The 12,095-nt window shown below is 69.4% G+C and carries 8 protein-coding genes; 6 read left to right on the top strand and 2 right to left on the bottom strand.

The genetic code is table 11. From position 1 onward, the window contains the following. The first annotated feature begins 27 nt into the window (after nt 1-27). Nucleotides 28-1,050, top strand: a complete 1,023-nt coding sequence (locus ABT023_RS10645) for a hypothetical protein (RefSeq protein ID WP_350883911.1) — start codon at nt 28-30, stop codon at nt 1,048-1,050. A gap of 1,217 nt (nt 1,051-2,267) precedes the next feature. After that, nucleotides 2,268-2,528 (top strand): hypothetical protein, encoded by a 261-nt coding sequence (locus tag ABT023_RS10640; protein ID WP_502890634.1) that lies wholly within the window; start codon nt 2,268-2,270, stop codon nt 2,526-2,528. Between the two features lie 1,081 nt (nt 2,529-3,609). Here ABT023_RS10640 and ABT023_RS10630 read toward each other — a convergent pair. Beyond that, nucleotides 3,610-6,141: a right-handed parallel beta-helix repeat-containing protein gene (locus tag ABT023_RS10630; RefSeq protein WP_350883909.1), complete on the bottom strand. Its 2,532-nt coding sequence runs from the start codon at nt 6,139-6,141 to the stop codon at nt 3,610-3,612. A gap of 288 nt (nt 6,142-6,429) precedes the next feature. Between ABT023_RS10630 and ABT023_RS10625 the strand changes: the two genes are divergently transcribed. The 4 genes from ABT023_RS10625 to ABT023_RS10610 all read left to right on the top strand — a co-directional run bounded on the left by ABT023_RS10625 (nt 6,430) and on the right by ABT023_RS10610 (nt 11,033). Continuing rightward, complete coding sequence (locus ABT023_RS10625; RefSeq protein WP_350883908.1) at nt 6,430-7,131, top strand: hypothetical protein; 702 nt, start codon at nt 6,430-6,432, stop codon at nt 7,129-7,131. Continuing rightward, a complete protein-coding gene (locus ABT023_RS10620) occupies nt 7,128-8,246 on the top strand; it encodes a helix-turn-helix domain-containing protein (protein ID WP_350883906.1) in 1,119 nt (372 codons plus the stop codon). Before ABT023_RS10625 ends, ABT023_RS10620 begins: the two co-directional genes overlap by 4 nt. Nucleotides 8,247-8,468: 222 nt before the next feature. Then, nucleotides 8,469-10,076 (top strand): amidohydrolase, encoded by a 1,608-nt coding sequence (locus ABT023_RS10615; protein ID WP_350883904.1) that lies wholly within the window; start codon nt 8,469-8,471, stop codon nt 10,074-10,076. A 90-nt stretch (nt 10,077-10,166) separates the two neighbouring features. Then, nucleotides 10,167-11,033: an AraC family transcriptional regulator gene (locus ABT023_RS10610; protein ID WP_350883902.1), complete on the top strand. Its 867-nt coding sequence runs from the start codon at nt 10,167-10,169 to the stop codon at nt 11,031-11,033. An 85-nt stretch (nt 11,034-11,118) separates the two neighbouring features. On the opposite strand, the gene ABT023_RS10605 is transcribed toward ABT023_RS10610, so the two are convergent. Beyond that, nucleotides 11,119-11,967 (bottom strand): SDR family oxidoreductase, encoded by an 849-nt coding sequence (locus ABT023_RS10605; protein WP_350883900.1) that lies wholly within the window; start codon nt 11,965-11,967, stop codon nt 11,119-11,121. Between the last annotated feature and the right edge of the window lie 128 nt (nt 11,968-12,095).

Raw genomic sequence — 12,095 nt, 5'->3', positions numbered from 1 at the left:
GGGCGACTGGATGTCAACCATTACCTCATGGAGCGGCTGCGCGTAGCCGTCCCTCGCAGATACCCCGTTAGGGTTCCCGGCCGAGACAGAGAAACCCCGGAGAATCTTCTGGCCGAGGCGGCAGTAGATCGCGTCGTTGGTGACATAGAAGTGGCTACCACAGCTCTTCGATTGACCCGGAAGCAGTTTGAATATCGGGTTGCCATGAGCCAGCGAGATGAACTGCTTAGATTGAAGAGGCTCATCACCGCCAGTCAGCAGACTAGGACAAGGGCTCGACGACGGCCACCCGTCAGCAAGCTCATCGATCAGACAGAGCGACGTGCTGAGATGGGGCGCCTAGCGCAACAGGAGGCGTATTCAGATCTCGTCGAATGGTGCCGACTGCATTTGGCTAAGATCCCTGATATGGGAGCGGCTGGCAAGCTGTCGGCGCAGTTCTACGACTCAGACTTTGACACTACCTTGTTTGAAATCTGGCTACTTAGTCGTCTTTCGGAATGCCTCACGGCGAAGCTCGGGGCTCCGTTCGCCCAGAATCAGGGTTCTACCGTAGCGGGTTCCTCGAGCGTGTCTAGACGATGGAACGCGAGCGGCACCATAGTCAGTCTTTATTTTCAGGCGCCACTGAGCGCGTTAACCGGTGAAGGCAATCGGTGGATGTACCAGGGGGCGAAGATGCTGGGTGCCCGTCCCGACCTTGGGCTAGTTTGCGAAGGGGTCGAGGGTAAACGGATGGTCATGCTCATCGACGCAAAGTTGCGGCAGCGAGCGTCCGGCTTGCTGACGGAGGAAGTTTACAAGATGCTGGGATATTTTTCGAACGATGGCACTCAGGCATGCAAGACAGGCGCAATTGTCTATCACTCCCCAGCCGGTCATCTTATTGATGGGAGGCGGCAGCGGCGGACGCTTATATCACGTGACGGCGGAGTAGTGGAGGTTTTGGGGATCGAGCCAGGAGATATTGGCGGGACCCAGCGAGCTATGGAAACCCTCGTCGAGCACGTGCTTCGCTTTTGTCGTCCAGTTGAGGCCGTACGGGAGTGATCGACAAGCGCCTACCACACCCAAGCGCCAAGTAGAGGAACGAGCGTAAGTGCGTCGTGCCGCCCAAGCGGTGAGATCTTCTAGATCTAGTGCATGAGACGGGTTGGTACCGGGTGTCGGCCACCATTGCTGCCCCGCTGCGGATCGCCGACGGTTAACACCAGAGGCCGACACCGAGCATCCATGTGAGCAGCCAAACCCGCGAGCAGGAGTGGACGATGGCGAACCCGGACACCATGTCGGGCGCGAGGACCAGGCCGTAGACCAGTCCGGGTACTGACTTGTAATGCGCAAATCGTGGCAAGGTCATCGCCAGACATTGCCGAAACAGTCTCTTCAGGATCAAGGGGCCGCGCAAGCGCGGCCCGCCCGCCGCGCTCGGCCTGCTGGCGGCCTCCGGCCGGCATCGGCCGGCACGGCGGGCGAGAGACCGGCATCCCGCCTATCCATCGTCTCCGAGGCCAAGGGAATCGCTCAGGAGGCGTTGAGAGTGAACGGGTGCCCAGGACGGTCGGGACGCCAACCGTTGGTCAGCGCTGTGCGGATGACCTGCTCGACCAGCGCCGGAAGCACAGGCTTCCCCGGTAGTGCCATCCAGTTGTCCAGTCGTGCTGATGGCGTCTGCATGACCAGAACGGAACCCGGCTCCTGAGCAAGCTCTACTGCGAAGGACAAGGGACTGTGCCCGCGGCCCTGCTCGTACGAGGGCTTGTGACGGACCTTCCACCTGTAGACGACGTGATCGACCGAGATGAGCCGACTCCCCTTCTTCGGAATCCCCACCCTAGCCCCTCTCTTCAGACCAACCCGAGGGTAGCCGACACACGTGGACGTAGCCCTCGTCCTTGTGGTGTCCCCACGCCGCGACGAGCGCGAGGGCGCTCAATCTCCGACGAGGTCTGGGCGCTCGCTGCCGCGCCGCTTCGCGGCTTGCCACTGGGTACCGGGGTCCAGGCGCGCGGAAAGCGGCGACACGGCCAGCCGCCCCCGGCCCGAAGGCCGGGGGCGGTAATCCGTACGCCGCTGAACAGCCGCGCCGCTCACCGCGTAGCCGTGCCAGCCTTGTGCCAGTAGCCGGTGTCCCAGCCGGTCAGCAGCGGTCATGATCGGGCACCACGGCACCGCCGATGACCAGGCGATCCGGGCAGATCAGGCCAGCCGGAAACGATCTTCCAAACTGCGGGTGCCGGGGGTTGAGTGGGGTCTACCATCGCGGCGTGTCAGACGACGACATCAGCGGGCGCTTATGGCGCGAAGAGGCGGCGAGGCAGCCGCCTCTTGCACAGGACGCCCAGGTGCTGGGCCGGTTGATTGAGCACGACCACGACTCGGCCGAGGTCTCCTACTACGAAGCGTTTGCGGACCCAGACGCGCAGGCGCTCGACGACGCGCAGCGCTCCTATGCCGGGCAGTACCTCCGGAGAGTGCGGCGGCTTCGGGAGCGAGACAGGCACGCCAAGACCGACCGTAAGGGGTGACGGCCGCCGTCGGGCATCCGCAGCGCCTCATGCAGAGTGCGTGCAATGATCTTGACTCGTCCGGCGCATGGCCGACGCGGACGTCCAGGTCAAGGGCATGCTCACCAACCCGCCGCAGTCGTCTTCCTAAACCGTGTGTCGCAGGTTCGAATCCTGCCGGGGGCACCTCGAAGATCAGCCAAAACGCCATCTGACCAGCGGATACGCTTCCGCGTCGATCGGTCGACCTGCGCAGCCAAATGCCACCCGCAGCCGCCGTTGCAGCCCTCCGTGGCAGATGCGTGCAATGATCTTGGACGGTTGGGTGGCCCCGGTTCCCCAGCTCAGAACCACTGCAACGCGGAAGGGACGCGGCGTCGCCACGGCCCATCGCGTCCCGCCAGTGATCATCGCTGGCTCAGTGCCGCCTCGATCCGTTCGTTCATCCTGCTGTGAACGCCGTCGAGGCACGTGGCGTACACCTTGAGCAGCACGTCGACCGAGTGCCCCGCCCGCTGCGCGACCTACGGGTGCCGGCAGTCCGGCGTTGAGCCAGAGCGACACCCCGGCGCGCCGCAGGTCGTAAGGACGCCCGGCCAGGGGAGAGGCGACCCAGGCCGGGTTCAGGCTCAGCCTCCGCGCCCTTTCCAGACCCGGGAGTACGCCGACGACACCAGACGAGATGGACGGCATCTCCAGCTTCAGCCAGCCCCGGCAGTAGAACGTCACCGTCGGTGGCCGCCATCCGTCGACAGCGGTCTTGATCTTTGGAAGGCCGAGGCGGTCGCTGTGCCCTGCGGCCCGCCCTGCGGGCGGCTTTCGGTCATCCTCGGGTGCCCGCAGCGTTCGGTGGGGAGTGCGTTGAATGCTCTTGGAGCTCGGAGTCGGTGCGTTCCGGAGGCGCAGGTCATGGCCACAGTGGCCATCCCGCCCGGTCGCCTTTCCTGACGCGCTGCTCCATGTGCAGCCGCAGGTTACTTGCCTGCGGTTTTTCTACTTCAGGATCTTGCGTGCTGGTCGCAATGGCATGTCGCTGTGCTCGCTTGCTGGAGCACTGCAGGCGGATGTTTGTCTTGGTCGTGAGCCGTCCGGACGCCTCATGTCAGTGCTGGCCTGAGGGGCTGTGGTGGTTGAGTGCCGCAGGTGGGACGTCCTCTGGCAGCAGTAGCCGGAGTTGCTCCGCAGTCGGATCGGATATGTCGGCGAGCCGTTCTGCCTGCCGTTCGACCGTGAGGTTGAACAGCTTTCGTGCACTGCGGCCGTTGCCGAAGTCCGAGTCGTGAACGGCTTCGGTGAGTCGGTCCAGCAGGGCGCTGCTCGTCAGCTTCGTGAGGTCGTACCCGTGCTGCTCGGCGAGTGCACAGATGATGGCAAGTAGTTCGTCGGGGGTGTAGTCGACGAACTCGACGGTTTTGGTGAACCGCGAAGCGAGGCCGGGATTGGTGGCCAGGAACTGTTCCATCTCGGTGGGGTACCCGGCGACGATCACCACGATCTGGTCCCGGTGGTCCTCCATCAGTTTGACCAGGGTGTCGATAGCCTCCAGGCCGAGGTCGGAGGTGGTGCCGAATCGACGGGCAAGTGTGTATGCCTCGTCCACGAAGAGCACGCCGCCGAGTGCGCGCTCGAAGACCGCGGCGGTCTTCAGCGCGGTGCTGCCCAAGTATTCGCCCACCAGGTCGACCCGGGCCACTTCGACGACCTGCCCTTTGGACAGGATGCCGAGATGGGCGAGCAGCCGCCCGTAAATGCGTGCGATGGTGGTCTTGCCGGTGCCCGGCGGTCCGGTGAAGATGAGGTGTCGACTCAACGGCAGTACCGGCAGGTTCGCCTGCCGCCGCTGCTCACCCACCCGGATCAGATGGACCAGGGTGCGCACCTCACGCTTCACCGCGTCCAGGCCGATCATGGCGTCCAACTCCGCGAGGGCGGCCTCGACATCGACATCGCCTGAGGACGATCGGACTCCGTTGTCGCCGCTGGGACGCTCCGCCGCCGGTTGAGCTGGAGCAGTGTCCTGGCCGGCCGGGTCATTTCCGACGCCGGAGCCGGCCGAGTTCGGACGGTCCGTGTTGCTCGATTGCTTCGGTGCGAGCACCGACACCAGCGGACGGTCGACGCCCCTTACCGGCTCGCCAGCCACGTTCACGAACTCACACCGATCGACCAGGACTGGGGCGTCGGTTTCCACCTGTACCCCGTCCCCACCACAGTCGCGCACCACGCTGGCCCGGAGGTCCAGGCGAGACTGGTCTCGCAACACGAACCCCGATTTGGCCATGCCAGTCACGGTGCTCTGGTCCATGCGCAGGCTGGCCTGGCCCATCCCGACAGCCCCGATGGTGCCGCCGGAAATCGCCGCGTTGGTGAGGCTCACCGAGATCGCGTCGCTCCCGGTCAGACCCACCGGTGCATCCTCGATCCGGATCGCCGTACCGGTGAGCCGGCCTGGACCCCCGGCCGCGATGCCGCACTTCTCCAGGTTCCGGAGAGTGGCGCCATCGATGCGGACGTCTGCCTCGCTGGTACCGTCAAGTACGATTCCGGCCTCGCCGCCGGTAACCATCAGGCCGGTGAAAGTCGGGGTGCCGCCCTGGATCACCACGCCGTAGCGGCCCGGATCCTCGATCCGCAGGTCGGCACACCGGCCGGTGGCGTTCCGGATCAGCAGAGCGTCCTCACGCGCTCCCCGTAGAACGCCGCCGCGGATCTCAGGGGCCGCCCCGTCGATCACAGCGATCGCAGGCAGTTGGCTGTCGATCACGGTGCAGTCGGAGAACGTCCCGCGTGAACCGCTGGCGTAGATGCCGTTCCGGCCGATCCTTTCGATCCGGCAGCGGCGGATGTCGGGGTCGGCGCCGCCGGACACCTCTACACCGCAACCCTCCAGGTCCGTCAGGTCGCAGTCCTCGACCAGCCCTCGGGCGGATCCGCTGAACGTCAGACCACTGCCCTGTCCGGCGGAGACCCGGCATCGACGCACCGTCGGACGGGCTCGCGCACTCGCCACCACCGCCCCCTGGCGTACGCCCGTGAAGTCGCAGTCCTCGACGGTGCCGCGACCGCCCTCGAACGCTTCGAAACCCTGACCGACGTTCTGGATATGGCAATGCCTCACGAGCGGCTCGCTGTCCCGCTTGGACAGTACGGCGTACTCGTCGAGGTCCCAGAGTCGGCAGTGATCGACCAGGCCGCTGGAGTCGACGAAGGCGACACCCCGCCGCATCCCACTGACGGAGCAGGTGCGTAGATGTGCCGTACCCTGCTCGCACAGCACGGCATTGACCGCTTGTCCCGTGACAGCGCATGACTCCATGGACAGGGATCCCCGAACCGCTGACACGGTGGCAGGGGCGTCAGCGCTCCACGTACGCAGCACCAGCCCCTGTAGCAGGACCTGTGCGTCTTCACACCAGAGCGCGGGCGAAGCGTCGCGGTTCTCCACCACCACCGGCGCCCCACCTGGTGCGGCAGCCCGGATGGTGACCGCCTTCGCCCGCACCACGACCTGCCCGTCGTAACGGCCCGGCTCCACCACGATCACCGCGCCGTGAGGCGCAGCCGCCACCGCCGGCCCGATCCCGCGGTACGCGTTCGGCCGGGTCAGCGAGACGACCAGGGTGGGTGGCCCCATTCGGTCCTACCTCCCCCCGATCAGGCTGCTGCCAGCGGCTGCGACGGCCCATCGCCGGAAGCATAGAACCCGCACGTCCGCCTGGGCGGGCTCGGTCAGCCACCGCCCGACCAGGCCGCCGGTGGCCGGCTCGCCGGCTCGCCGGCGAAGCTCGCGTACCGGTGGTGGGCGGGGTGTCCCCGGCCACGTTCGGCGAGGACACGTGAGGTTGGGTCGGGTTCAGGTTCTGGGCGTGTTGCCCGCTTGATTTCCGCAACATCAACTGTGGCATCGGCTAGATTCCCTGCCATGGGTCTGCTGGGTGACGCGGTGGCGGTGCTGGACGGGCGGGGCGTGCTGGAGCCGCTGGGCGGGTTGATCCGGCAGGTGTACCGGCGGGCTGCGGACCGGCACGAGCCGGAGCTCGGCGACGACGCGATGAGTTTCGGCACCACGGTGTGGCGGAACCTGACGAACCTGGGCAAGGCATCCTTCGACGGGGTCGACGGCGTGCGGGTGCGGGTGGAGGACAACTCCCTGGAGATCCTCTGCGCCGGGTACGTGGTGCGGCTGTACTCGTTGCAGGGTGGGATCGAGTCGATCCGGTGGGAGGGCAGCGAGGCCCGCCTCGGTGGGGCGGTGGAGAACAGCCGCGACGGGCAGTTGGCCTTCGACGACGCCGAGCAGTTCCCGGAGGTCTTCGCCGGCGTGGTGCCGGCGAAGCGGCACCTGCGCGTCGCCCACACCGGTGACATCGCGACCGGCGAGGCGACGGCGTACCTCGGGCTGCCCCGTGACAACCGCGAGGGCGGGTCGCCGTGGTTCGAGGTGACGCTGTGGTTCGGTGACGCCGTGACGGTGGGCACGCCGCTGCCGGTCGTCGGCGACCCGGCCGGCGTGCCGGGGCAGCGGCACGACGAGCTGCCGATCCCCGAGCTGCCGATCGAGACGCTGCGGCCGGGCCGCGGCATCGGCCGTACCCTCGGTGCTGCCGTCGGCCGACCGGCGTGACGGGCGGGACCCGCCCGCCGGTCCCGGCCACCGCGGCCGTCGCGGCGTTCGAGCCGCACGCCCTCGGGCTGGCGCGCCGGTGGCGGCGGATGCGCAAGAACGAACTTGCCCGGCAGATCGGGGTCACGGCGGCGGCGGCCAGCCAGTACGAGCTGGGGCAGGCCCGCCCCTCGGCAGCCGTGCTGGCCCGGATGGCGTTGGCGTTGGCGATGCCGGTGGAGTTCTTCGCCGCCGGTGTTCCCGCACCGGCGTCGCCGGGGCACGCGCACTTTCGCAGCCTGCGGGCCACCAGCCAGGCGGAGCGGGACCAGGCCGAGGCGTTCGGCGAGGTCGCCTGGCGGGTGATCGAGGTCGTGAGCCGGCATCTGCGGCTGCCCGAGCTGCGGCTTCCCCAGCTCGACCTGCCCGAACCGGTGCGTCCCGAGGACGTCCGTGCGGTCGCCGCCGTCGCGCGCCGCGAGTTCGGGCTCGTCGACGGGCCGGTGCCGCACGCGGTACGGCTGTTGGAGGCGCACGGGGTGATCGTGCTGTCCCTGCCGGACGCCTCCGAGCGGGTCGACGCCTTCTCGCACTGGTACGGCCAGCGGCCGTTCGTCTTCCTCAACCCGGCCAAGAACGACAAGGCCCGCTCCCGGATGGACGCCGCCCACGAACTCGGCCACCTGCTGCTGCACCACGACGCCGAGCCCGGCAGTCAGATCCTGGAACGGGAGGCCACCGCCTTCGCCTCCGAATTCCTCGCCCCCAGCCCGGCGCTGGCCGACGAGCTACCTGCCCGCCTCGACTTCGACCGGCTGCACGAGCTGAAACGCCGCTGGGGCATCAGCCTGAAAGCACTCGTGTACCGCGGCCACGACCTGGGCGTGTACCGGGACCACACCTACCGACGGGGCATGAGCCTGCTCGCCCAGTGGGGCCACCCCGAACCGGGCGACCTCGGACCCCGGGAACAGCCCTCCCTGCTCGGCAAAGCCGTCGAACTCCTCGGCCAGCAGCGGGTGACGACAGAGAGCCTGGCAGCGCAGGCCGGCCTTCCGGCAGCCCTCGCCCGTACCGTGATCGACGCCGCCAGCGAACATCTCCCCGAACTGCGACTCGCCACGGGAGGCTTCTGAGGGAGCGGGATACGAGACGGAGTCGGCTGGGCCTACCGGCGGTTGGCGCCCTTCCTGGCGGTGCGGCTCCTGGCGGTGCTGCTCCCCGCCCGGGTGCGCCGATCGATCGGGCGCCGTGGGGTGGTCAGGATCGATCACTTCGACCACGGACGGTGCCTCGCGTCGGGGAGCCCGTCCTCTAGCATGGTTGGCCCCTGTCCAACCGTCGAAGCAGGCAGCCCCATGACCGGTACGGTTTTCGAGAACGCCCGGATCCACACGCTCGACCCCGCCCGGCCGCGCGCCGAGGCCATGCTGGTGCGCGGTGAGCGGATCGTCGCCGTCGGGAACCGCGACGAGTGCCGGGACCGGGCCGGCGGCGGAGCGCGTCGGGTCGACCTCGCCGGGATGACCGTGCTGCCCGGGCTGATCGACAGCCACATCCACTCCGCCCTGTACGTGCGCGGCCTGGAGCAGGTGGACCTGCGCGGCACCGCCAGCCTCGACGAGGCGTTGACCCGGATCGGGCGGCACGCCGCCACCCTGGCGCCCGACGCCTGGCTCTTCGGCGGACGCTGGGACAGCCACAAGTGGGCCCGGCCGGTGCAGCCGACCCGGGCCGACCTCGACCGGGTGTGCCCGGACCGTCCCGCCGTGCTGCCCAGCATCGACGGGCACACCACCTGGGTCAACAGCGCCGCCCTGCGGCGGCTCGGCATCGACGCCGACACCCCCGACCCGGTCGGTGGGCAGATCGCCCGCGACGAGCGCGGCGAGCCGACCGGCATCCTGCGGGAGGCGGCCGGGGACGCGGCGTACGACATCTTGCGCTCCTCCGTCGCCGGTGACATGGTCGAGCAGCTGCGCACCCACCTGTCCCGGTTGCTCGCCGTCGGCCTCACCAGCATCCACGACCTCGACGGGCAGGACTGCCGGGCCGCCTACGAGACCCTGTACGCCCGGGGCGAGCTGCCGCTGCGGGTGCACAAGTCGATCCCGTCGACCGCGTTGGACGAGGTGATCGACCTGGGCTGGGCGACCGGCGACGGGGACCGTTGGCTGCGTACGGGGCCGGTGAAGATCTTCACCGACGGGGCGCTCGGCTCGCACACCTGCCTGATGAGCGAACCGTACGACGGTGAGCCGGACAACCACGGCATCGCGGTCACCCCGGCGGAGGAGTTCGAGCGGCTGGTGGCGAAGGCGGCCGGCGCCGGCATCGCCGTGGCGGCACACGCCATCGGCGACGCGGCGAACCGGATGGTGCTGCGGGCGTACGCCCGCTGGCAGGAGTCGGCGCGCACCGACCCGACCGTCGCCGGGGCGGTACGGCGGCTGCGGCACCGGATCGAACACACCCAGCATCTTCGGCCGGAGGACGTGCCACTGCTCGCCCGGCTGGGCGTGATCGCCTCGATGCAGCCGACCCACTGCACCAGCGACATCCCCCTGACCAGCAGGATGCTCGCCGGCCGGGACCTCGCCTCGTACGCCTGGCGGAGCCTGTTGGACGCCGGCGCGACGGTGGCGTTCGGTTCGGACGCGCCGGTCGAGGACCCGGACCCGTTCCACGGCATCCACGCCGCGGTGACCCGGCAGCAGCCCGACGGAAACCCGCCGGGAGGCGTGGACCCGCACGAGCGGCTCAGCCTCGACGCTGCGCTGCGGGGGTTCACCGTCGCCGGCGCGTACGCCTCCTACGAGGAGCACCTGAAGGGGCGACTCAGCCCCGGCATGCTCGCCGACTTCATCGCCCTGCCCGCAGATCCGTACCAGGTCGATCCGGCGGACCTGCGCGACCTCACGGTGGCGCTCACCGTGGTCGGCGGGGTCGTGCGCTGGCAGCGCTGACCCCACAGCCCGACCGGATCTGGCACAGGATGTCGGGTCCGGCCGGGGTCGTCCTTCCTAGCGTGGTGGACATCAGGGAGGGAGATCCGGGTGCTGGACCGGCTGAACGAGGCGATGGCGTACGTCGAGCGGCATCTCGACCAGCGGATCGAGGTGGCCGAGATGGCGCGGATCGCCGTCACGTCGGAGTACCACCTCCGGCGGATGTTCTCCGCGTTGGCCGGCATGCCGCTGTCCGAGTACGTCCGGCGTCGGCGGCTCACGGTCGCGGCCGCCGAGGTGCTCGCGGGGGAGGCGACGCTGCTCGACATCGCCGTCCGGTACGGCTACGGCTCGGCCGAGGCGTTCGGCCGGGCGTTCCAGGGGGTGCACGGGGTCGGCCCGGGTGAGGCCCGGCGGACCGGCGCGGTGCTGCGGTCCCAGCCCCGGATGTCCTTCCGCCTCGTCGTCGAAGGGAGCAGCAGCATGCGCTACCGCGTCACCGAGAAGGACGCCTTCCACCTGGTCGGGCGGAAGGCCCGCGTCCCGCTCGTGCACGAGGGGATGAACCCGGCCATCGTGGCGTTCGTCAGGAGCATCGACGCCGGGACGGTCGAGCGGATCGAGGCCCTCTCCGACCAGGAGCCGCGCGGGATCGTCAACGTCAGCGACAAGCTGGGGGACAACCGGGAGGAGGGTGCCGAGCTGGACTACTGGCACGGCGTCGTCACCGGCGTCACCCCGCCGGAGGACCTGGACGCCATGCCGGTGCCCGCCGGCACCTGGGCGGTCTTCTCCAGCTCGGGCGAGTTCCCGCAGACCATCCAGAACATCTGGCGGGACGTCTTCACCGAGTGGTTCCCGGCGAACCCGTACCGCAGCCGGCCGGGCCCGGAGATCCTCCAGGCCCGGGTCTCGGCGGACGGCACGCGGGCCGACGCCGAGCTGTGGATCCCGGTGGAGCGGGTCACGGCCTGAGCAGTCCCGTCGCCCCCCCCCCACGGGCGCGGGGCGGGGCGACGGACGGCGGCGTGCGACTCCTTCCGAACGGGGCGGCTACGGGTCAGAGCGCCGCGCGCAGCGCCTCGGCGAGGGTGGTCGGCCGGCGGCCGACCAGCTTCGCCAGGTCGTCGCCCTCGACGTACAGGTCGCCCTGGGACAGGCCCCGGTCGCTGTCGGCGAGGAGGGTGGCGAACATCGGGGGGACGCCCGCGCCGCCCAGCACCTCGGCGAACTTCTCCGCCGGCAGGTCGGTGTACCCGACGGTGCGGCCGGTCTGCCGGGACAGTTCCTCGGCCAGCTCGGTGAGGGTGAACGCCTCGCCGCCGAGCTCGTACGCCCGGTCGGCCTCGGCGGCGCCGGTGAGCGCCGCGGCGGCGGCCTCGGCGTAGTCCGCGCGGGTGGCGGCGCTGACCCGGCCGTCGCCCGCCGCGCCGGTCACCCCGTACCGGAGGTACGTCGGGAGCTGGTCGGTGTAGTTCTCCAGATACCAGCCGTTGCGCAGGATCACGTACGGCAGGCCGGCGGCGGCGATCTCCCGCTCGGTGGCCAGGTGCTCCCCGGCGAGGATCATGCTGGACCGGTCGGCGTTGGCGACGCTGGTGTAGACGACCAGCCCCACGCCGGCCTCGCGGGCGGCGGCGACGACGTTGCGGTGCTGGGTCTCCCGCTGACCGACCTCGCTGCCGGAGACGAACATCAGCTTCTCGGCCCCGGCGAACGCGGCGCGCAGCGAGGCGGGGTCGGTGTAGTCGGCCCGCCGGGTGACCACCCCGCGTCCGGCGAGGTCGGCGAGCTTGCCGGTGTTCCGGCCGAGCGCCACGATCTCCCCGGCCGGTACGCCCCGACGCAGCAGCGACTCGACGATCAGGCGGCCGAGGTGGCCGGTGGCGCCGGTGACGACGATGGACATGGTGAGCTCCTCGGGAGGTGTCGATGATCCGTCGTCCGGTACCAACAGGACACTCCTGCCATCACTTCCCGTTGGACGCCCGCTGATCCTCGGCGGCGGTCGGGGGCTGGCGCGTCCGGGCGGGAGGG

The organism is Micromonospora sp. NPDC002296, assembly GCF_040296145.1.
GTDB lineage: Bacteria > Actinomycetota > Actinomycetes > Mycobacteriales > Micromonosporaceae > Micromonospora.
Note: the sequence above shows the minus strand (reverse complement) of the source record. Positions and strands in the feature narration are given on the sequence as shown.

What these genes read in the sequence shown, in the direction of transcription:
- ABT023_RS10645 (WP_350883911.1), top strand. Translation starts at nt 28, where the DNA reads ATGGAGCGGCTGCGCGTAGCCGTCCCTCGCAGATACCCCGTTAGGGTT.
- ABT023_RS10630 (WP_350883909.1), bottom strand. Translation starts at nt 6,141, where the DNA reads ATGGGGCCACCCACCCTGGTCGTCTCGCTGACCCGGCCGAACGCGTAC.
- ABT023_RS10625 (WP_350883908.1), top strand. Translation starts at nt 6,430, where the DNA reads ATGGGTCTGCTGGGTGACGCGGTGGCGGTGCTGGACGGGCGGGGCGTG.
- ABT023_RS10615 (WP_350883904.1), top strand. Translation starts at nt 8,469, where the DNA reads ATGACCGGTACGGTTTTCGAGAACGCCCGGATCCACACGCTCGACCCC.
- ABT023_RS10605 (WP_350883900.1), bottom strand. Translation starts at nt 11,967, where the DNA reads ATGTCCATCGTCGTCACCGGCGCCACCGGCCACCTCGGCCGCCTGATC.